The 21,182-nt window shown below is 42.1% G+C and carries 18 protein-coding genes; 6 read left to right on the top strand and 12 right to left on the bottom strand.

The annotated features are described in order from the left end of the window. Positions 1-14: 14 nt before the first annotated feature. Genes V1L52_RS09705 through V1L52_RS09685 form a run of 5 tightly spaced genes read left to right on the top strand, consistent with a single transcriptional unit; the run spans position 15 to position 4,205 of the window. Positions 15-914 carry a branched-chain amino acid ABC transporter permease gene (locus tag V1L52_RS09705; protein WP_428769154.1) on the top strand — a complete coding sequence of 300 codons (900 nt, stop codon included), beginning with the start codon at positions 15-17 and terminating at the stop codon, positions 912-914. After that, positions 911-2,029, top strand: coding sequence for a branched-chain amino acid ABC transporter permease (locus V1L52_RS09700; protein WP_428769152.1), 1,119 nt, complete (start codon positions 911-913; stop codon positions 2,027-2,029). The genes V1L52_RS09705 and V1L52_RS09700 overlap by 4 nt, the downstream gene beginning before the upstream one ends. Further along, positions 2,019-2,819 (top strand): ABC transporter ATP-binding protein, encoded by an 801-nt coding sequence (locus V1L52_RS09695; protein WP_428769150.1) that lies wholly within the window; start codon positions 2,019-2,021, stop codon positions 2,817-2,819. The genes V1L52_RS09700 and V1L52_RS09695 overlap by 11 nt, the downstream gene beginning before the upstream one ends. Further along, positions 2,812-3,516 carry an ABC transporter ATP-binding protein gene (locus V1L52_RS09690; protein ID WP_428769148.1) on the top strand — a complete coding sequence of 235 codons (705 nt, stop codon included), beginning with the start codon at positions 2,812-2,814 and terminating at the stop codon, positions 3,514-3,516. The genes V1L52_RS09695 and V1L52_RS09690 overlap by 8 nt, the downstream gene beginning before the upstream one ends. Positions 3,517-3,566: 50 nt before the next feature. Further along, a complete protein-coding gene (locus tag V1L52_RS09685; protein WP_428769147.1) occupies positions 3,567-4,205 on the top strand; it encodes a CBS and ACT domain-containing protein in 639 nt (212 codons plus the stop codon). A gap of 79 nt (positions 4,206-4,284) precedes the next feature. Here the strand turns inward: V1L52_RS09685 and V1L52_RS09680 are convergent, their stop codons facing one another. The 12 genes from V1L52_RS09680 to V1L52_RS09625 form a co-directional block, all read right to left on the bottom strand. Beyond that, a complete protein-coding gene (locus V1L52_RS09680) occupies positions 4,285-6,051 on the bottom strand; it encodes an FAD-binding oxidoreductase (RefSeq protein WP_428769146.1) in 1,767 nt (588 codons plus the stop codon). Between the two features lie 32 nt (positions 6,052-6,083). Further along, on the bottom strand, positions 6,084-7,637 hold the full coding sequence (locus V1L52_RS09675) for an FGGY-family carbohydrate kinase (protein ID WP_428769144.1): 1,554 nt from the start codon (positions 7,635-7,637) through the stop codon (positions 6,084-6,086). Continuing rightward, the gene (locus tag V1L52_RS09670; protein ID WP_428769142.1) at positions 7,634-8,050 is read right to left on the bottom strand and encodes a DUF1667 domain-containing protein; all 417 of its coding nucleotides are present in this window, start codon (positions 8,048-8,050) and stop codon (positions 7,634-7,636) included. Before V1L52_RS09670 ends, V1L52_RS09675 begins: the two co-directional genes overlap by 4 nt. After that, positions 8,047-9,333 carry an NAD(P)/FAD-dependent oxidoreductase gene (locus tag V1L52_RS09665; protein WP_428769141.1) on the bottom strand — a complete coding sequence of 429 codons (1,287 nt, stop codon included), beginning with the start codon at positions 9,331-9,333 and terminating at the stop codon, positions 8,047-8,049. The genes V1L52_RS09670 and V1L52_RS09665 overlap by 4 nt, the downstream gene beginning before the upstream one ends. Further along, a complete protein-coding gene (locus V1L52_RS09660; protein WP_428769139.1) occupies positions 9,330-11,117 on the bottom strand; it encodes an NAD(P)/FAD-dependent oxidoreductase in 1,788 nt (595 codons plus the stop codon). Before V1L52_RS09660 ends, V1L52_RS09665 begins: the two co-directional genes overlap by 4 nt. A gap of 13 nt (positions 11,118-11,130) precedes the next feature. After that, complete coding sequence (locus V1L52_RS09655) at positions 11,131-11,874, bottom strand: FadR/GntR family transcriptional regulator (RefSeq protein ID WP_428769137.1); 744 nt, start codon at positions 11,872-11,874, stop codon at positions 11,131-11,133. Between the two features lie 263 nt (positions 11,875-12,137). Then, positions 12,138-12,974, bottom strand: a complete 837-nt coding sequence (locus V1L52_RS09650; protein WP_428769135.1) for a carbohydrate ABC transporter permease — start codon at positions 12,972-12,974, stop codon at positions 12,138-12,140. 7 nt (positions 12,975-12,981) lie between these two features. After that, entirely contained in the window at positions 12,982-13,872 is an 891-nt protein-coding gene (locus tag V1L52_RS09645; RefSeq protein ID WP_428769133.1) for a carbohydrate ABC transporter permease, read from the bottom strand. Then, positions 13,859-15,457, bottom strand: a complete 1,599-nt coding sequence (locus V1L52_RS09640) for a GH32 C-terminal domain-containing protein (RefSeq protein WP_428769131.1) — start codon at positions 15,455-15,457, stop codon at positions 13,859-13,861. The genes V1L52_RS09645 and V1L52_RS09640 overlap by 14 nt, the downstream gene beginning before the upstream one ends. Positions 15,458-15,521: 64 nt before the next feature. Beyond that, entirely contained in the window at positions 15,522-16,820 is a 1,299-nt protein-coding gene (locus tag V1L52_RS09635) for an extracellular solute-binding protein (RefSeq protein ID WP_428769129.1), read from the bottom strand. A 112-nt stretch (positions 16,821-16,932) separates the two neighbouring features. Beyond that, positions 16,933-18,474 (bottom strand): response regulator transcription factor, encoded by a 1,542-nt coding sequence (locus V1L52_RS09630; protein WP_428769127.1) that lies wholly within the window; start codon positions 18,472-18,474, stop codon positions 16,933-16,935. Further along, positions 18,449-20,197 carry a cache domain-containing sensor histidine kinase gene (locus tag V1L52_RS09625; protein ID WP_428769125.1) on the bottom strand — a complete coding sequence of 583 codons (1,749 nt, stop codon included), beginning with the start codon at positions 20,195-20,197 and terminating at the stop codon, positions 18,449-18,451. The genes V1L52_RS09630 and V1L52_RS09625 overlap by 26 nt, the downstream gene beginning before the upstream one ends. 154 nt (positions 20,198-20,351) lie before the next feature. Here V1L52_RS09625 and V1L52_RS09620 point away from each other — a divergent pair, with 154 nt between their 5' ends. Continuing rightward, positions 20,352-21,146, top strand: coding sequence for an IclR family transcriptional regulator (locus V1L52_RS09620; protein WP_428769124.1), 795 nt, complete (start codon positions 20,352-20,354; stop codon positions 21,144-21,146). Positions 21,147-21,182 lie beyond the last annotated feature (36 nt).

Below are 21,182 nucleotides of genomic sequence, written 5' to 3'. Positions count from 1 at the left end.
TAAAAGGAGTGTCCATGGAAATCGGCAATATGATTGTCCGCCAGCTGGTCAACGGATTGTCCTTAGGCAGTATGTATGCTTTGATTGCCTTAGGCTACACTATGGTCTACGGTATTGTAAAGCTTATCAATTTTGCGCATGGCGATATTCTTATGGTCGGCGCATACTGCGGCTTTTTTGTTCTTACGGCATGGGGTACAACCCCTGCGGCTTTGTCGGCCGCTTTTATTTTTTCGATGCTCGTGTGCGCCCTGCTTGCAATCATTATTGAACGCTTTGCCTATCGTCCCTTACGTAATGCGCCGCGCCTTAATTCGTTGATTACCGCTATCGCCGTTTCTTTGATTTTACAAAACGGTGCGCGCGTGTTTCCGTTTATAGGACCGAATCCGCGCCAATATCCTACACCGAAAACCGTCAGTTTCGATATTGCCTCCATATCGGTATCGAATATTCAGCTGATTGTTATCGTCTTATCCGCTTTTTTAATGATTGTATTGAACTATATTATTAACAGAACAAAAATCGGTAAGGCTATGAGGGCCGTTTCATTCGATATGCATGCCGCAAGTTTAATGGGAATTTCGGTTAACAAGGTTATAGCCTTTACCTTCGGCTTGGGAGCCGTTCTTGCCGCCGCCGGCGGTATATTATATGCAACCGCCTATCCTCAAGTGGAGCCGGTTATGGGAACGATGCCGGGCTTAAAGGCCTTTGTCGCCGCCGTTTTGGGCGGTATAGGCTCGGTTCCGGGGGCCATGCTCGGCGGCTACATATTGGGCATAGCCGAAACTTTTACGAAGGGCTTTTTATCCTCGCAGTTTGCCGATGCCATTTCATTCGGCATTTTAATCGTCATTTTGCTCGTTAAGCCGACTGGCATTATGGGAACAAAGGTGCGGGAAAAGGTATGAGTATGGTACGTGTTTCATATTCTTTTAAAAATACGGCGGTTCCGGCTTTTTTTGCCTTATTTATTCTCCTTGTTCCGGCCTTATTGATAAACTTATCGGTTATAGATGCATACACTGCTCAAATCATTACCCTTGGGGCGGTGAATGCGATTATGGCTATAAGCGTGAATATCGTATGCGGTATTACAGGACAGCTGTCGCTCGGTCAGGCGGGCTTTATGGCAATAGGCGCGTATTCGGCTATTTTATTGACGGAAAATGCGGGTTTACCGCTTCCGGTGAGCATTTTGGCCGCAGGTCTTATTACCGCTGTTGCAGGTTTTTTAATCGGCTTTCCGACTTTAAAACTTACCGGTGACTATCTTGCGATTGTAACCCTCGGCTTCGGTGAAATCATCCGCGTTTTTTTAATCAACTTTAAAACCTTTACCGGCGGTGCAAACGGCAAACGCTTTACCGCTTCGGCCGCCGTTGTACTGTCGCTGTCACCCGTTTTGTCCTGGCTTGTTATGCTGGGCTCCCTTATTATCGTCATTGCGCTTTTGCATAATTTTTTGCGCTCTACATACGGCCGCGCTATTTTAGCCGTACGCGAAGACGAAATCGCAGCCGCATCAAGCGGTATCGGCGTGTTCCGCTATAAGATGACCGGCTTTGTTATCGCATCATTCGTCGCGGGTATCGGAGGAGCGCTCTATGCTCCCTTTATAGGTTTTATAAAACCCGACCTTGCCTCCTTTAACCGCAGTATCGACTATTTGATTTTTGTCGTACTCGGCGGTATGGGCTCGATTACCGGTTCCGTTATCGCCTCATTTGTACTGACTTTTTTACAGGAATTCCTGCGCTTTTTAAAGGATTTCCGTCTTTTGATTTATCCTTTGATTTTAATTTTTGTAATGCTGTTCCGGCCGCAGGGACTTTTAGGCATGAAAGAATTATCCTTTGTTAAACTTTGGGATACCGGATGCAGCTTTATTTTAAAGCGTATCTACGGAGGTAAAAGCTGCCCCTCGGAAACCGGAGCATCGTTTGAGGCCGAAAAAAAAGCAGACTGTCCTCTGTGCCGCCTTGTAAAACGCCGTTTTAAAAAGGAGGGCTGCGATGGAAAATAAAAAACTTTTAATGCAGGTAAACGATATTTCCATTGTATTCGGCGGCCTGCGTGCAGTCGGTAACTTTTCCTGCGTTATAAATAAGGGGGAACTCATCGGTTTAATAGGACCGAACGGAGCCGGAAAAACAACGGTATTCAATATGCTTTCGGGCATTTATACCCCTACCGAAGGCAGTATAGATTTTTGGGACAAAAAGCAAAAGGTGCACAGCGTCGAAAAACTGTCGAGCGATAAATTGAACCGCATAGGTATTTCACGCACCTTTCAAAACATCCGTCTGTTCGGCAATTTAAGCGCCGAAGAAAACATTTTGATAGCCCTGCATGCAAGACGCAAGGTGAACCCTCTGGACGTGCTGTTCCGTACCCGCTGTTTTTATAAAGACGAACAGCGTATGAAAGAAAAAACCGCCGATTTGCTGCGCCTGTTTAAGATGACCGAAAAAAAAGACGAGCTTGCAAAAAATCTTCCTTACGGAGAGCAGCGCAAGCTTGAAATATGCCGTGCCCTCGCTTCAAAGCCCCGGCTTTTGCTTTTGGACGAACCTGCCGCCGGTATGAATCCTCAGGAAACGGCCGAGCTTATGCAGTTGATTGCCTTTATCCGTAAAGAATTCGACGTAACGATTTTATTGATTGAGCACGATATGAACCTCGTTATGGGAATCTGCGAGCGTTTGATTGTACTCGATTACGGACGCATTATAGCCGAAGGAGAGCCCGAAGCGATTCAAAAAAATCCTGCGGTTATAAAGGCGTATTTGGGAGGGGAGGCCGTACATGCTTAAGGTAAAAGATTTAACCGTCCACTACGGAGCGATAAAGGCGCTGCACGGCATTTTCTTTGAAGTCAATCGGGGCGAAATTATATCGCTGATCGGTTCAAACGGGGCGGGAAAAACCACTACGCTTCACGCTTTATCGAATATCGTAAAAAAAACCGACGGCAGTGTTTTATTCGAAGGCCAGGATATTACACACCTTGCCCCCGATGCAATCGTGCGGACGGGCCTTATTCAAGTCCCCGAAGGAAGACGGATTTTTGCCAATATGAGCGTACTGGAAAATCTTGAATTGGGTGCCTTTACCAGAAAAGACCGCGCCGGGATAAAAAAAGATATGGAAAAGGTGTTTGCGCTTTTTCCCCGTTTAAAAGAGCGCTTCCGTCAGGCGGGCGGTACCCTTTCGGGCGGTGAACAGCAAATGCTTGCAATGGGAAGGGCCCTCATGTCCCGCCCGAAGCTCCTCTTATTGGATGAACCGTCGATGGGTTTGGCGCCGATTTTGGTTGATGAGATTTTTTCGATTATACAGGAAATAAACGACGAAGGAACGACGATTTTATTGGTTGAACAAAACGCTTTTAAAGCTTTGAATATTGCCGACCGCGCCTATATTCTTGAAACGGGCGCTATCGTAAAAACTGCCGCAGGTGCGGATTTGATTCGCGATGAAAGCGTAAAAAAAGCGTATTTGGGCGGTTGATAAAAACGTACCGTTGAGGTTGAATCGTTTAGCGTTTATAAGGAGGTAGTATGATTGTTGCCGATGTTATGACTAAAAATCCCGTATGCGTAAATCCCGATATGTCGGTAAACGACGTAAAGGCGCTTATGAGCAAGGAGGGGGTAAGCAAATTCCCCGTTTTGGATAAAAACGATAACCTCGTGGGCATCGTTACAAAAAAGGATTTGTTAAAGGCCGATCCTTCTTCCGCTACAACCCTCGATATGTACGAAATCAGTTATCTTTTGTCCAAGCTGACGGTTAAAAAAATTATGGAAAAGGACGTAACCGTCGTTCAGGAAACCGAAGTTGTAGAAGAAGCCGCCCGCATTATGGCCGACGGCGACATAACCTGTCTTCCGGTTATGCGCGGCGGCTTGCTCGTAGGTATTATAACCGAAAAAGATTTGTTCCGTACCTTTGTAAATATGTTCGGTGCCCGGCATCAGGGAGTGCGCGCCGTCTTTTCTTTGGATGAAAAACCCGGTCAAATTGCCCGCCTTGCAAAAGCTATTGCCGATTTGAACGGCAACATCGTTTCTTTGGTAACCGCCGAAGGTGAAGATGTAAAACACCGGCGCTGTACGATAAAGGTATCCGGCTTAAAAAAAGAAGAACTCGTAAAAATACTGGATGACATAGAGGCCGTTACGGAAGATATCCGCTGATTGCGGTTACAGGGGATTAAAACCGTGCATGCCGCCGGAACAGGCTTAAGCCGCGAGGAAATCGCAAAGCTGTAAAGTGTCAGTAAGCAGGATTATCCCACGTGCGTCCTGCAAATTTTGGTTTACGCCTTTGCGCTTCTGTCATGTCGAGGCCGACGGTTCCGCCGGGATTCATAATATTGTCCGGGTCGAAGTGCTTTTTTAAGGCACGGAAAATATTCAGGTTGTCGGTTCCGATCGACTGCTCAACCCATGCGGCCGTCATTTTTCCCACGCCGTGGTGGTGGCTCATGGAAGCGCCCGCTTGCATAATGTTGTCGAATATGCCGAACTGATAGTCAAGATATTCTTCTTTATCGCGGAATTTTCCTATAAAGATAAAATAGAGATTTGCTCCCTGCTCGTATGCGTGCGAAAGGTGGGTCATACACACCGTGTTCGGCCGCGATTTTGCAAATTTCCGTACCTCCTCGTGAACCCTTCCCATCATATCCCAAGTAACCGAACATTCCATTGTGTCGATGATGATGCCGTAATCCTGTAAAGATTCCCGCATATAGGGGTCGTTAAAGCGGCCTTCTTCCCATTTATGGGCGGGGTGGCCGGTTAAAAAGAGGCCGCCGTATGAGCGGCTGATTTTTTTTACCCTGCGGTAAAGGTTTTGCGCAAAGCCTTTTTCGCCTTCAGTCCAGCCTAAAAACATACAGCGGCTGTGAGCCTTATAGCCTGCAAGGTTCATCATTGTTTCAAGAGGGGTTCCTTCAACGCCGTAAAGCTTCATCATAACGTCGGTTTCTTCCGGGTCGGACAGGCGGAATACGGAAGGATGCCCCGCTTCGTTTTGCATAATTTCGCGGGCGGCCTCCTGTGCGCTTTGCCAGTCTTTAAATATAAAGCTGAAATAGAAGCGGTTTTGTTTTGTAAGGCGGAATACTTTTAAGGTAACATGGGTTAAAATGCCGAAGGCGCCCTCGCTTCCCATCATCAGTTCGTCTATATCGGGGCCGACGGCGTGTGCGGGAAGGCCGTAGCTTTTAATAATGCCTGCAGGCGTTACGTAGGTTTGTCCGATAACCATGTCGCGGATGTTTCCGTAGTAAGTGGAGTTTTGCCCTGCGCCGCGCGTTACCGTCCAGCCTCCTACCGATGAGTATTCAAAAGATTGAGGGAAATGCCCGCAGGTGTAGGCCCGTTTTGCGCCGAAGTTTTTTTCGGCTTCGTTTAGTACCTTTTCCAATGCGGGGCCGCTCATGCCCGCTTCCACGGTAATCGTTTGATCGGTTTCGTTAAAAGAGATTACCTTGTTAAAATTTTTCCGCATATCGAGGCTTATGCCGCCTTTTACCGCTTCAACTCCGCGCGTAACCGAGGAGCCTCCCCCGTACACGTAAACCGGTATTTTATGCGTTTTACAGTAATCGGTTATTTTTACGATTTCGTCGTGGCTTGAAGGGTAGAGGACTGCTTGCGGCGCATTTTCGGTTATGTTTTCGCGCAAGCGGTATAAGTCGTACATGGTTTTTCCGTAGGCAACCGACATACGGTCGTATCCTTTGATACTGACGTTTTCTTTTCCGCATACGCTTTCAAAGAACGCAACGTGTTTTGCTTCAAGAGCGGGAGACTCGAGCTTATCCGGTATCGCTTCTTCGCCGAGGTTGTGTTTTGTTTTAAAGTCCTCATCTTTTAAGCCGAGTTTGTCTTTCATCAATTTGAACAAGCGTTCGTTCGGTTCTTTAAATTCATTCGGGTCTCCCCACTTTAAAATCGAACGGAATGAATCCCGCTTCGGGGGAACCTGTTCCCATTCGGGTTTAAATCCTTTATATACTTTACGCTCTGCCATCGTTAACCTCCTGATTATTATCCCGGATTCTTTTAGGACGGATATCCGGTTATTTCGCGTATTTCTTTGTAAATGTCTTTAAGGGCCGGATAGATTTTTGTATATGTACGGTATAATCCGTCATACAGTTTACGGTGTTCGGGGTTCGGCATAAAGGTACGTTCATAGCGCACCATATGTTTTATGCTCGTGTTTATCGAATCATAAAAGCCGGTTCCTTTTGCCGTCAGTACCGCGGCACCCAATGCCGAAGCTTCGGTTATGGAACCGCGTACAAGGGGACGGTTTAGAATATTTGCCGTTATTTGACATATGCGGTTGCTTTGCGATGCTCCGCCTGAAACGGCGATTTGTTTTACACGAAAGCCTCCGCGCTTTTCAAGCTGTTCCAAGCCTTCCCGCAGCGAATAGGCAAGTCCTTCTATAATTGCGCGGTACATGGCATGACGGCCGTGAACATCGCCGAAACCTATGATTGAGCCTTTTGCATAATCGTCTTTTAAGCTTGCACCCCAATAAGGCTGGAGCATAAGACCGTAACAGCCGGGAGGAGAAGCATCCAGCAGGCTGTCCATAATCTTTTCGGGAATAATTCCCGTTGCCGTCGCCTTTAAGCGTTCCTCATAACCGAGTTCGTTTTTAAACCAGCTTATCATCCAATACCCCCGGAAGATTTCTATTTCCGGAACCCAGCAGCCGGGACAGGCGGCACTGTAGGCGGGAAAAAAGGGGAGGGGCTCTATATAGCGGTCGATACATACTTCAACCGTAGCCGTGGTGCCAAAACTCAACGATGCCGTATTCGTGTCTATACAGCCCATGCCCAGGGTTTCGCAGGCCTTATCGCTTCCGCATGCGATAACGGGAAGCCCTTCCGGCAGTCCCGTTTGTAAAGCAGCCTGTTTTGTTACCCGGCCGATAAATTCACCGCTTTCGATGACGGTACATTTTTTATCGTTTTCCATGGGGAATATTTTATATGTTATGTCGGATTTTCCCGCCCAATGGCGTTTTTTATGACTGAAGGGCAGGTGTGCAACAATTGAAGCGGGAGAGTCGGCAGGAATACCGGTAAGTCTGTAATTAAAGTAACCCGACACCATGAGAACCTTCCATGTTTTTTGCCATACTTCCGGCTCATTTTCCCGAATCCAATTGCATTGGCCTGCGCTTTGCGAGTGGATTATCTTGTCGTACATACCGATGAATTTATATACGGCTTTCATAATGCCCGAGGGGTGATAACTGCCCCGCGCTTGGCGCGTATCAAGCCAGGTTATTGCGGGGCGCAATACCTTGCCTTCCCGGTCAATCAAAATAACGGTATCGCGCTGAGATGTAATTCCGATACCTCTCGCTTTTTTTAAGAGTTCCGGCCGGCTTTGTTTGATTTTGCCTACCGCCGTACAGAAGGCGCCCCACCATACTTCGGTGTTTTGTTCGGCCCAGCCCGGTTTTGGAGCGTCGTAGGGCTTATAGCATACCTGTTCTTTGGCAAGAAGCGTCCCGTCTTTTTCAAAGATAATAAGCCGAAGGCTTTGGGTTCCGCAGTCCACTGCGATAATCGTTCCTTCTGCGGGATTCATACATTTTCCTCCGTTGAAGCACAAGCTGCAAGGGGAATCTTTGAGCCGTCTTCGCCTTTTAAAACGGCGATTATATCGCCGCAGTTTACCGCCCGTGTAAGGCGTATGTCGTGTATTTTCCGTATTGTAAGTGCCGTATCCTTAAGCGGTATTTCACAAACTGTTTTTACCGGTAAGCGTATATGCCGCCTATCGGAAAACGGCTTGTCCGCATCGAGGGTACAGGAAATTGTTGTGGTCAGAGTCCGCACGGGACAGATGAGTTCCTGCCGTCCGTAAAGGATTCCCTTCGGGCAGCTGTTGCCCGATACTTCAATGTCCTGTTCCGCGGGAGGATTATCGGCGGTATCTTTTATATGTAGGCTAAGACGGCAGCCGCGCGGACAGGCTATGCAGATAATATGTTTTGTCACGGCTCTTCCTCCAAGGTAAAAAACAGTTCCTTTGTTCCTTTCGGAATCAGGGAAGCCTTTAATTCAAAACGTTCCATTTCGGGCGGTTTTAAAAAGGCATATTTTCTTTCAAAGATAATTTTGTCGTCCGATCTTATTATCAGTTTTGCATGTTCGCTGTTTTCGGATGAGCGGAAATAGCAAATTGCATTTTCGCCCGTTTTAATGCGGGACGGTACCTGATATAGAAGGCTTTTATCGGCGATGACGGGAATTTCATCGGCGCTTTTAGCACTTGTCTCCGCTTCAAAAGCTGCGGCTCTTTCTCCCGCAATTCTGCCGGATTCGGAAACGTAATCGACAAGGTCGTTTACGTGTAAGGCATTCCCGCATGAAAAAAGTCCTTTAATACTTGTTTCCATAAACTGATTTACCTTCGGCCCCTTTGTTCTTTCATCCATGTCCGGATGCAGTTCATCCAAAATATCGTTTTCGGGAATCAGACCGACGCTTAAAATCAAAGTATCGCAGGGAATAAAACGCTCGGTTCCGGCTATAGGCCGCATATTTTTATCGACTCGGGTAACGGTAACGCCTTCCAAGCGCTCCTCTCCGTGAAGACGCGTAACCGTTGTCGAAAGATGAAGCGGGATTCCGTAGTCTTGAAGGCACTGTACTATATTTCGCGTCAGACCGGAAGGCTCGTCTTTAACCTCATACACTCCTTCAACGCTTCCGCCGCTTGCGGCGCTTTCAAGGGTAAGGCGGCGCGCCATAATAAGGCCTATATCGCCGCTTCCCAAAATAACGCATCTTTTACCGGGCAAAAAGCCTTTTAAATTGATAAAAGCTTGGGCTTGTCCTGCCGTAAAAACACCTGAGGGTCTGTCTCCGTGAATAAAAATTTGCCGGTCGGTGCGTTCCCGGCAGCCCGTTGCCGAAATCAAAGCCCTGCACTTCAGTTTAAAGGCTCCCTTTACGGGGTTTATAAATTCCAGTTCAAAACCGTCCTCTTTTTGTTTTTGAATATGCGTTACAAAGGTTGATATGAATATGTCGATATTTGTGCACGCCGAGAGCTTATCCCGGTAACGCTGTGCATATTCGGGGCCGGTTAAGCGTTCTTTAAAACGTATTAACCCGAAGCCGTCATGAATACATTGCTTTAAGATGCCGCCGATACATTCTTCCCGTTCTATAAGGGCGATACGGCTTTCGGCCGCCTTTTCGGAAGCGGCAAGGGCGGCGGCCATTCCGGCAGGCCCCGCTCCTATAACGATAATGTCGTAAAATTCCGTATTCATTTAGAACCGTCCGTTGTTCCCGCCAAAATAAAGGAGAAACCGCCTTTTTTTGTAATCTTTTCCATAGGGATTCCCGTTTCGGCTTTAATAATTTCCATAACACGGGGCGTACAAAATCCTCCGTGACAGCGTCCCATCCCCGCACGGCAGCGGCGCTTTACCGCATCGGTGCTTATGTTTTCCAAACCGAGTATTTTGCAGCGTTTTACCGCATCCCGTATTTCGCCTTCGGAAACCTGTTCGCAGCGGCATACGATTTTACCGTAAGCGCTGTCCCGTTTTATCAAGGCGTTTTTTTCCGCCGCACTTAATTTTGCCGTTTCCGTTTCGGCTTTCCGTTCGGCTTTAAAGGAGTTTTTCCACGGCACGGTTTTTCCTCTTTGCTCTCCCAAGCGCTTGAGCGTAATAGCCGCAATATCTTCAGCTATTGCGGGAGCCGAAGCAAAACCGGGGGATTGGATTGCCGCCGCATGCACGAGGTTTGCAACCTTTTCCGAACCTTCAACGATAAAATCCTCTTCCCAATTTGCCGCCCGCGTTCCGCTGTAATAGGCGATAACATCGGTTTTCGAAAGAGCATCGTTCAGTGCAATGTGAACGTTTAAGCCGGCTGTATCTTCCGCATCGCTTGCATAATCTTCCCGCTCATACACTTCACGTGCGGTAGGCCCTACAAGGATGTTTCCTTCAATACAGGGAACGAGGCCTCCGCCCTTTGAATTTTTTTTCGATGAAGCTAAAAGATTCGGCATACCGATAATCGTATGTTGGAAGGCTCCCTTTTTTTTATCCAAAATCATATCCATGCCCTTACGCGGGTGGATTGAAAAAAAACGGTCGCCCGCGAACTGTGCAATTTTATCCGACCACAGACCGGCGGCATTTATAACGATTTCGGCCCTGACGGTCCCGCGGTTTGTGAATACGGCGTTTATTTTATTTTCCCGCATATCAAAACCCTTTGCCGCCGTTTCGAAAAAAAAGCGCACACCGTTTTGAACCGCGTTTTCGGCAAAGGCAATCGTCACTTTAAAAGGGGATGCGATGCCTGCCGAGGGCATCCAAAAGCCGCCGTAATGTTTTGCCTGTATATGAGGATCCTTTTTTTGTACAGCTTTTTTGCTGCGGTATCCGACCTTTCCGTCCACACCGTTCTTTTTTGCCCGATGGTGCATAAGGGGAAGCAAAAGACATAAGAGGGGGGAATTAAAAAGCATAAAGCTTCCCGGCCATTGTGTATCAAAGCCCAGTTCTTCGCCCAGTTTATGATACAGGCGGTTTCCGCGCGTATTTAAACGCCCCTTTATCGTTTTCGGATTGTCCGCAAAGCCGGGGTGAATCATACCGTCGTTTCTCGATGATGCGTGCACGGCACAGTCGCTTTCTTTTTCTATAACGGCAATTGAAACGTCATAACGGGATAATTCGCGCGCTATGGCACAGCCTATAACACCCGCTCCGATAATCAAAATATCGGTTGAAAAGCCTTCAAGCTTTTTATCCGTTATGCCGGGTATCTTCATGGGAGCTTCGCTTTTACCGTTTACCAGAATATCGTTTACAAGGCCTTTGTATGAGGAGTGTCTTATTCCGTGCGCCGTTTTTTTACAGTGTTTGGCAAAAAATGAACCGATTTTGTACCGCTCTTCCACCGTCGGAAGACTGCCGGTTAAAATAACGGAACGTCCGTCCCAAGCGACTTTTACCGAATCGGGAAATATTTCGTTTTTTTTGCCGAACTTTTTTGCATAGCTGCATTCCAGTTTTTTGAGGTATCTTTCCATATTGAACATCCTGTTACCTCTCCGGTTTACGTTTTTTTTCATAGGTACTGTATGAGGTTATCCTGTCGATAAGCTCAAGGGCCTTTTTTTCTTTTCCTCCGCGGATTGCATCGATAAGCTCTCTTTTCATTTCGGCCGCATAGAGAATGCTTTCCGGGTGCCGTAAAAAAAAAGTTTCAAGCTTTTGATGATATAGAACCTTTGATGAATTGAATAAAAGCACAAAGACGACATTGCCGCCCGATTCGATAAGGGTACGGTAAAATAAAAAATCCTGCTCGGTAATGGCTTTTATATCAACCTCTTTCGATACACTTTTTTTTTCGCTTTCTTTCTGTATACAATGTAACTTATCTGCCAAATCAAAGGTTGCGCAGTTTTGCGCTTTGCGTTTAAAATAGTTTTTGAGCGATTCGGTTAACACAATCCGGCGTATTGCTTCCAAATCGGCATCGATTTGTGCGGCGGCCGTTTTCGATGAAAAACGGTACAAGCTGTTTAAAATCGAAAGCGAGCCGTCTTTTACAAAATCGTTTACAATCCAGCCGTGTCTCGGTCGAATGCTGATAAGTCCCCGTGCGCCCAATTCGGATAAGGCATCGTGAATAACCGGCCGGGAAACCCCGGTCTCTTCTGCCAAATCCCGTTCGGACGGTAAGCGCTGACCGGGAGGCAGCGTGTTCGTTAAAAGCATTTCTTCCATATGCTCGATAAAAAGCTCTTTTGAACTCTTTATTCGTACTTTTTCCGTTCTCATACCGTGCTTCTTTTCCCGACTTTTCTTTCACATCCGATGATATAAAAATATTTCGTTTGTGGTATTACCACCGTGAATTTATTCTAGCACGGGAATGTGCACCTGTCAAATGAAAAATATCAAGAATCGTAATAGAAACGTTTTTATCGGTTTATCTGCGGTCTGCGAGGATTTTTCAACTGTCATAATTTGTAAAGTTTTTTACTTTAAGACTTTTGTTGAGGCAGTAAATCAATCTTTATATTATATTCTGTATGTTTTATTTATCCTTTTATACCTGTAGCCGTAATACCCTGTACATAGTATTTCTGAAAAAAAGTAAACATTAAAATCATCGGGATAACCGAAACAACCAAAGCTGCCATAATAGGGCCGTAATATATGGGCGGATCGGTAAAAAAAGCTTGCAAGCCTAATTGAACGGTACGTTTTTCAGGAGACAGCGTTACCAACAGAGGCCACATAAAATCAGACCAATATGCGACACAATCCAAAATTAATACGGTTGCAAAAACCGGACCGGATATTGGAATAATAAGTTGAAAAAAAATCTTAATTTGGCCGGCTCCATCTATAGCAGCAGCTTCAATTAAATCATCCGGGATGTCAAGAAAAAATTGTCTAAAGAGGTATATATCAAAACATTTTGCAATGAAGGGTATAATTAATGCACGATAGGAATCATTCCAGCCAATTCGATTGACAATCCAATATAGGGATAAAATAATACTTTCCAACGGTAATACGAAAAGAGCAATGATGAGCGTGAATATTAAATTTTTTCCTCTAAAATTAAATTTAGCCAACGCATATCCACACATCGAATTTATCAGCATGCTCAAAAATACCAATATTGTAACATAGAATATACTGTTTCCTATATAGCGCAGTAAATTACTTCTTACAAATACTTCGTGATAGTTTTCAAAAGTACAGTCTAACGGTAAAAAGGCTTTTATACCTCGAGTCATATCCGCAAAGATTCTGCTTTCAGGTTTAAGTGAAGAAACCACCATCCACAGCAAAGGTGATATATAAAGGAGGCCTAAAAAAGCATTGATTATATAAAGAAATAAGTTGTTTCTTATTGTTCGGGCCATAATTTTTCTATTTCTCCTTTATGATGTGTTTCATTGTCAGCGATAGTGTTACTACAATAATAAAAAATAATATTGAAATTGTTGAGGCGTATCCGATATTCCTGAATTGGAAACCTTGTTGGTAAATATAATAGGTTAATGTTTTTGTTGACTCTTTTGGTCCTCCTTGTGTCATTACATAAGGTTGTGTAAATAGTTTCATTGCCGATATCATGGTAACTTGTACAACAAAAATTAATACATTTTTGATGCCGGGTATTGTTACATGCAAAAACTGATGTATAGGACCGGCTCCGTCTATTTCCGCCGCTTCATATAATTCATTAGGGATTGCTTGTAAACCTGCTAAAAGAATCATCATATGATAACCGGCTGAATGCCAACCGGACATAAAGATAATTGAATTCATCGCAGTTTTGGGATTATGGAGAAATTGACTTGGGGCCAAGCCGATTTTAATACGTAACGCATTTAATAATCCCTGTGTCGGATTCGGATTATAGATGAAAGTCCATAGAATCGAAACTACGGTAATCGAGGTAACCAGAGGGGTAAAATAGGCCGTCCTGAAAATACCGATTCCTCTTATATTTCGTTTAACAAGAAGTGCCAATAAAAAAGCCAGTGAATCCTGATATAAAACTACAATTACAGTGAAATAGACTGTGTTCTTTAGTGCTTTATAAAAAGTCGGATCCGTTAAAAGACGCACATGGTTTTCAAATCCTGTAAAAAAAGCGGCTTGAGGTTTCAGCATATTGAAATTCATAAAGCTGAAACCGAAAGAAAATACTACCGGCAACAATAAAAAGCAAAACAGCAGAAAAACTGCCGGTAAAGTAAAAAACAATACATATTGCAACGGAGTTTGTTTTAACAGGTTTTTATTTTTTATCACTGTACTTCTCCCAAATATCGTTTATATTCGATGATTTTATATAATAATCTTTAGTTTCGGATTCTATTTGAAGGAGAATTTTAGGGTACCCTTCAAGATAGTATCTATGCGTCAGTACCATGCTCCCGTTATTAATAAAGATTTCCATGAGTGATATATCAACAAAAACTTCCAATTGTTTTAAATCAGATATGAATGTATTGTTGCAAGATGCTTTTGCAACTTCGATCGAAAATAATTGCTTCGCATATTTGAGAACAACTTTTCCTTCCTGTGTGGATAAAATGGTAATGGTAAAATCTTTTGACTTATTTATTTTAAAATTAAAAAAGAACGGCAGTGTGTAAGTAGGACTTTCTTTTACCGTATAAAATATTTCTTTCACCGGTTGCTGTATAAGGCTTCCATGCTCTATGTGCAACTCACGAGGAAGAGATAGGGTCCCGTTAGCACTTGCCGGCTGCGGACGATATATACCACGGGGATCGCTATTCCAGCCAAAACATATTCTTCTGTTTTTATATAAAAAAGTTTGCGGGGCATAAAAATCTTTACCGTAATCCAGCAAACCGGAATGTTCAGTCTTAAATGTGGTACCATTAAATTCACCTGTAAGGTATTTTACATCTCTTGGTTCCTTTATTCTCGCATTTTCATTAATAAAGCCGACAATTAAAACCCATTTTCCATCCAGCAAAAAAAAGTCAGGGCATTCGGCAACTGCATATTTTATGTCGGTTTCTTCATATAAAACCGATACAAAATCCCAATGCTCGGTATTGTCTGATCGGTATAGAAATACAACCGGATGTCCGTATCGTTTTCCACCGATAACCATCAGATAGTGATTTTCATAAGCGAATATTTTAGGGTCCCGAAAGTCGTGTTCAATCCCCTCTACATCAGCCGTTAACACGGTGTGCTCATTTTCAAATATGATTCCGTCTGAACTTGTCGCTTTTACCTGCCATTCTTTTGCCCAAGAACGATCGAAGGCTCCATAGTGGCGAGTAAAGAAAACATGCAGTAAGTCATTTTTAACTATTGCGCTGCCGGAAAATGCTCCTCCTCTTAAATTCTTGCGATCTTGTAATTCGGGCTGTGGGTAAAAAACAACGGGCAGATGTGTCCAATGTATGAGATCCGTGCTGACAGCATGTCCCCAATGCATATTTCCCCATATTTGTGAAAAAGGATTAAATTGATAAAATAAATGAACCTTATCTTTGTAAAATACAAGACCGTTCGGATCATTCATCCACCCTACCGGCGGCGAAAAGTGATAGCGATTTCGATATAACTGATTGTATTTTACCTCAGTTAAGAATTTAATACCCCTATTCAACATTTTCGCTCCTGTATCTAAATATACAAGATTTGCATTTGCATTCTCGAATGTGAGCCGGTAATGCACATTCGTATTTATTTCAAAATGAAACATAAATGTTTCTGAGGTTATTGTTTTGAGGAGGCTCGTATTTTTATCATCTTGTAGTATTAGGCTGCATTGCTCTGAATTCGATATTCGTGTTCCGAATACAGCTAATCCTTTATAATCATCAGATTCAAAACTAATATTTTGCATATTTTATAAACAGCTATAGAGGTGAAACATACGGAATGCGGACATTCCGTATGTTAACCGAATATTATTTATTTGCACTTTGGAAGCGTGTATATTCCGCATCTACATATTTTGCGAGCGCATCCAAGCTCTCTTTGGGGTCTGCTCCCGAGCAGATATCTAAAAATGTTTCCGAAAATTTAGGAGATAAAACCGTATAGACCGGAGTCCTAGGGCGGGGAACCGCACTCGAAAACAATTCTTCCGAAAATATCTTAAATGGCATTGTGCTCCACATAGCATTATTTGTATAATTTGAACGGCGAGACGGGGGATATCCTCCTTCCGTGCTGTACGCTAATGTCGATTCCGCATTGGTCATAAATTCTAACGCTACTTTGGCCGCCTCAATATTTTTGACGTTTTTCGATATACCAAGGGCCCAACTGCCGCAAGGAGATGCAGCAGAGCGATCATTAGTTACGGGGTAATAAGTAACTCCGATCGGGAAGTCCGGATAACTCTTGAGAATTCCCTTAAGACCGCCTGAGTTTGCAATCCACATTGCACTTTTACCGTCTTGAAATTCCGTAGGAGAAGGATCTATATTTGCCAAGCCTTCCAGAAAAAAACGTTGTAAATATGCTGCCGCCTCAATACCTTTTTTACTGTTAAGGAATCCATCGCATCTACTACCGTCCGGACTGGTAAAAGAGGCACCATTCATATCCCAAAACGAAGATAGACCGTAGGGAATTCCTTCTCCCTTATTCATGATCAGCTTGATTCCTACACAATTAGGGGTAGATATCTTTTTTGCCATTTTATAAACTTCTTCCCACGTATAAGCGTCATCGATATTTTTAGGGATCCTAAAGTTATTTGCTTGGAAAATGTCTTTATTGTAGAGTAACGCACAGGACGATTCATTCAAGCCTATAGCATACAAATGATGGTTATAAGTACCTTGGATAACGATTGAAGGCATTAGATCGGATTTGCTCTCCGGTGTAATATAATCATCGAGAGGAAGTATGATGCCATTTGCAGCATAATTGGCAATATTAGGCCCATCCATTGCAAGTAAATCGGGCAATTGATTGGTAAAGGCTGCCGAATTAACTTTGTCCTCGTATGCATAGGCTGTGCCGCGAGGAATAAATGAAATTGTTAAGTGATATTTACCCTTATAAGTTTCGTTAAAGTCTTCAACTCTTTTCTTAAAGGCAGGAACCATTACTTTATTTTCCTGATACCACATAGTAATTTCGGTTTCATTTTTTTCTTTTTTTGTCGAACTACTATCGGACTCCTTCGAACCGTTCGCGTGCAATAAGCTAAAGGCCAAAATGCTGATTACCACAAGCCATACTCTTTTCAGCATAACTATTTTCCTCCTTAGAAATAAGTTTATAGTTATTTAATTATAAGGCGCTTTGTGTGAATATGCAATTTTAACTATTTGTCTGATTTGTCATCGATAGGACAATATTTTATCAAATTTTTGAATTTGACAAGCGATAATCCGCAGGTGTACATCCGACATGCTTATTAAAAGCCGTGATAAAATATCCCGTGTTATTGTATCCGACTTTTTGGGCTATGCAAGCAATCGATTCGGTATCGGCAATGAGCAGTTCTTTTGCTTTTTCCAACCTTTTATTTGTCAGCATTGTCATAAAATTTTGTTTACAGTGCTTTTTTATTAATCGTGATAAATAAGCGGTGCTGTAACAAAGTGTCTCGGAGAGAGTAGTTAAAGAAATATTTTCTGCATAGTGTTCTTTAATATAATTTGAAACGACAATTTCAACCTCTTTTTGCGTGTTCAGATCTTGATTTTGTAGAGAATATAAGAGTGTAAGTATCTCTTCTTTCATTGCCGAAATATATTCTTGGATATTTTTATCTGATAAGTTGTCTGTAGATATATATGTATCCTTTTTATTCACTAAAGAAAATATTTCCAAGCGAATATTATAAAGCGTATTACGAATTTGTATGGTATCATCTATATTTGTCTGAATTATTGAAGTCATTTTGTCAAACGCCTCACAAATTATTTTTTCCCGCCGTGTTAATAGTGCGGCACATAATTGATTTTTTGCATGCTCGATTTTTGATGAGGCCAAGGATGAGATTGTACCATATTCGAAAACAGAGATACTATTCTTTTTTATCAGTTGATTTTTTTGCAATATTTCAAGGGCCTGTTGTTTCAAAAATGCCAAACGGAAAAAATCATCATTTGCGAGGCTGATACCGGCTGAAAAAGAAATTTTATATTTTTTCCATACGTATAGTTGAATATCTTCCAATATTTTTTTTACTTTTTTTTGACAATCTGACCGGTCCTTTTCATAAGGAAATCTGAAAAGGACTATGTGTTGCTCTAATTCCGATAAGATAATGCAACTTTTATCTATGTTTTTGATTTTTTCCGAAAGAATATCTTTCAGTACATATGCTTCTAATGTCTTGATGTTATCCCCTCTTATAACTGCAATGACAAATAACTCTTTGCAGAAAGAATCTAAGCTTATGTTATGTTTTTGGGGGTCGAATTTTCTTTGTAGGTTATCAATTAGTATTTGTTCATGCACTATGGGTAATATCTGTCTTAATTTAGCGGATAGTTGTTCCGTGTACTGTTGTTCTTGTTGTCGTTTATTCAGAACCGTACATACACGCTTTAATGTAGTATGCAGCGTATCAAAGCTGATCGGCTTTAATAAAAAGTCAAATACTCCAATGTGTAAAGCTTTTTGAGCATATGAAAATTCCGAATGTCCGGTTAATATTAAAATAATTGTTTCCGGTTTTAATCGGTGTACCTTGTCTGCAAATTCAAGACCGTCCAGCCCCGGCATACGAATGTCCGTAAAGATAATATCCGGGGACAGGCTTTGTACCATTTCAAGTCCGGTGATTCCATCGAGTGCTTCTCCGACCGGGACGCAATTTTCTTTATCCCATGGGAATATTCGCATACCTTCAAGTACGATAGGCTCATCATCTACCAGAAGAACGCGGTACATATTTTTTTCTCCTTTTTGATAATTTTATCATTACGCTTGTCCCTTCTGTAGATGAAGATTTTATAGATACACCATATTTCATCCCATAGTATAATTGTATACGCTTGTGGACATTATATAAACCTTGACAACCTTTTTCCGGATGCTTGGTTAGGAGTGTTTTTAGTATTGCTTTGTCTATTCCGACTCCGTCGTCAGTAATTATTAGAAGTAAATCATCTTTTATTTCTTCTGCCGATATTGTGATAGTCCCGTTTCCGGCTTTAGGTTCCATTCCGTGAACAAACGCATTTTCTATAACCGGCTGTAAGATTAACTTTGGAAGCATATACATCTCTATTGATTTAGGGATGCAAATCTTTACAGTAACTTTTTCTTGAAATCGTATTCGCTGAATATACAGATAATCATTTATGTTTGCAATTTCTTCTTTTAGAGTAACAAAATCTATATTGCGATTCATGCTCGTACGTAATAAATTTGCTAAAGAAAGAATCATCTGTGCTATATCTTTTTGAGAGGAGATTTCTGCTTTCCAGTACATTACATTTAAAGTATTATATAAAAAATGGGGATTAATTTGTGCTTGTAACATCTTCAATTCCGCTTTTTGTTTTAACAATTCGGAGCGATATTTTGAATTTATTAGATCATTAATTTGCTTGACCATATTGTTGAAGTGATTGCATACTTCACCGAATTCCGGATTATCATCAGGCTCCAGATAAGTAGTCAGATGCCCTTTGGAAAAGTGCTCCATTGCCGTGGTGAGACGATTTACCCTTTCTACCGAATAGTGAGAAAACATAAAAGAGAAATAAATAGCTGTACTAATGATTGAAAGTATGAATATAAAAACTATAAGCATAATTTGTTTTATGTCACTATAGAATGTTTGACGGGCAATCAAACCTACGGTAGTCCAATGTGTAATCGATGATTTTTGATAGAATACAAAATAACTTTCTTTCTTACTTATTCTGGTTATGAAGCTTCCGGAATTTGCAGTTATATTGGCGGTAATATTCTCAGGCAATTGTTCCAATGTACCTGTGATAGGAATCATGTGTTCATCCAAAAGAATAAGTTTTCCTTTTTGATCGAAATCTATTTGAGTGAATTGTTTTTTTAATGCTTCAGGATATAGGACAATATCCAAAAAACCTAATAGTGTGAAATTTCTTGAACTTTCAATAGGTCGTATTAAATGTATTAAACGGTTTTTGCCGTCCAGAGTCCAAATCGGACGATGAGAAAATGTGTCATATGTATGGTCTTGAATGAGTTTTTTTGAATTATTTGACACTTCTATAGGAAACTGTACAGAGTTATAATTGATATCGTAAACCGTAATATTTCGCATATATGTATTGTCATAAAAAATTGCGATACCCTGTTCAACAGTGAATATATCTGCTCGGGAGATCTTTTGCTCCATATATATGTTGTGCAGGTAGTTTTGTATGCGCTCTGTATAAATTAAAGTGGTAGAAATGGCTTCCAATTGATTTGTAATGATATCCGTTGCATATGATATTTGGTTGATAATATTTGATGTATCACGTCTGATTTGATTTTGCATTCTCTTATAAAAGATTCCATAAATCAAGGCTGTAATTATCAGAATAGGAACAATAGATAAAATTAATAAAACAAGCAATTCTTGAGTACGGGCATGCAGTTTATGAAATTTATTTAATACATTTTTGCAGGGTGTCGTCATTATGGCTTTTCCATAGAAAGTATAGCACGGAATTTTCAATAAAGCAATAAACCCTTATTCCGGCTTAGTTTTTTTGATTGACAAAGAGGGCCTCTGTAAAATACACTGGAAGGCATCGAAAAACTGCGGCGATAATATATGAAAAGGACGGTATATGAAGGCAAAGAAAAAAACGGACTTTGAAGGCGGAAACCCCGAGGCAAAGGTAAAATCTTTGGAAAAGGCGCTTACGGTTTTGGAATGTTTTGATTCCGCCTCGCCGGAATTGGGTATTGCACAGATTGCCGAAAAGTTAAATTTGAATAAAAGCAATGTACATAATATCGTTTCGACCTTTGAAAAAAAAGGTTATTTGGAGCAGGATAAAGAAAGTAAGCGTTATCGGCTCGGCTTTAAACTTTTGGAATATACCTATGTTATAAATAAAACATTGACATATCAAAAAGCCGTCTATGATATTATTTCCTATGTCTCGCGCGAACTGTCTTTTATTACATATTTTGCAATTCCGCAAAAGGAACGGATTTTTTATTTGAACAGCGCTTATCCGCCGGGAAAAACCGATCCCGTTCCCTATCGCATCATTATCGGAGAAACCGCACCGTATTATTGTACTTCGTTGGGCAAAGCTATGCTTGCATTTATGCCGGAAAATGATGTGCAGCGTATACTTAAACTGCCGCGCCCCCGTTTTACCGAGTATACAATTACCGATAAAGAATCTTTACAAACCGAATTGGAGCGGATACGGAAAAACGGATATGCTCTTGACAATGAAGAACATGAAATAGGCATAACCTGTATGGGAATTCCCATATTTGCAAAAAACGGATCCATTGTGGGGGGAATCAGTATTTCCGGCCCCGTTTTTAATTTTGATAAAAGGAAAATCCGACGGTACTTGGGAATCTTAACCAATGCAACCCGTGAGCTCAAAAGTCTTTTTTAGTCCGATTATATTTATATAAAAAAACTTGACAAATCC

The sequence above is a fragment of the Treponema sp. HNW genome, assembly GCF_050320395.1.
Lineage (GTDB): Bacteria > Spirochaetota > Spirochaetia > Treponematales > Treponemataceae > Treponema_C.
Note: the sequence above shows the minus strand (reverse complement) of the source record. Positions and strands in the feature narration are given on the sequence as shown.

Bases quoted from the DNA above. Each gene is read 5' to 3' on its own strand.
- V1L52_RS09665 (WP_428769141.1), bottom strand. From the start codon at position 9,333: ATGAATACGGAATTTTACGACATTATCGTTATAGGAGCGGGGCCTGCC.
- V1L52_RS09650 (WP_428769135.1), bottom strand. From the start codon at position 12,974: ATGGCCCGAACAATAAGAAACAACTTATTTCTTTATATAATCAATGCT.
- V1L52_RS09695 (WP_428769150.1), top strand. From the start codon at position 2,019: ATGGAAAATAAAAAACTTTTAATGCAGGTAAACGATATTTCCATTGTA.
- V1L52_RS09660 (WP_428769139.1), bottom strand. From the start codon at position 11,117: ATGGAAAGATACCTCAAAAAACTGGAATGCAGCTATGCAAAAAAGTTC.
- V1L52_RS09675 (WP_428769144.1), bottom strand. From the start codon at position 7,637: ATGAATCCCGCAGAAGGAACGATTATCGCAGTGGACTGCGGAACCCAA.
- V1L52_RS09705 (WP_428769154.1), top strand. From the start codon at position 15: ATGGAAATCGGCAATATGATTGTCCGCCAGCTGGTCAACGGATTGTCC.
- V1L52_RS09685 (WP_428769147.1), top strand. From the start codon at position 3,567: ATGATTGTTGCCGATGTTATGACTAAAAATCCCGTATGCGTAAATCCC.
- V1L52_RS09680 (WP_428769146.1), bottom strand. From the start codon at position 6,051: ATGGCAGAGCGTAAAGTATATAAAGGATTTAAACCCGAATGGGAACAG.
- V1L52_RS09690 (WP_428769148.1), top strand. From the start codon at position 2,812: ATGCTTAAGGTAAAAGATTTAACCGTCCACTACGGAGCGATAAAGGCG.
- V1L52_RS09620 (WP_428769124.1), top strand. From the start codon at position 20,352: ATGAAGGCAAAGAAAAAAACGGACTTTGAAGGCGGAAACCCCGAGGCA.
- V1L52_RS09630 (WP_428769127.1), bottom strand. From the start codon at position 18,474: ATGTACCGCGTTCTTCTGGTAGATGATGAGCCTATCGTACTTGAAGGT.
- V1L52_RS09640 (WP_428769131.1), bottom strand. From the start codon at position 15,457: ATGCAAAATATTAGTTTTGAATCTGATGATTATAAAGGATTAGCTGTA.
- V1L52_RS09700 (WP_428769152.1), top strand. From the start codon at position 911: ATGAGTATGGTACGTGTTTCATATTCTTTTAAAAATACGGCGGTTCCG.
- V1L52_RS09635 (WP_428769129.1), bottom strand. From the start codon at position 16,820: ATGCTGAAAAGAGTATGGCTTGTGGTAATCAGCATTTTGGCCTTTAGC.
- V1L52_RS09625 (WP_428769125.1), bottom strand. From the start codon at position 20,197: ATGACGACACCCTGCAAAAATGTATTAAATAAATTTCATAAACTGCAT.
- V1L52_RS09655 (WP_428769137.1), bottom strand. From the start codon at position 11,874: ATGAGAACGGAAAAAGTACGAATAAAGAGTTCAAAAGAGCTTTTTATC.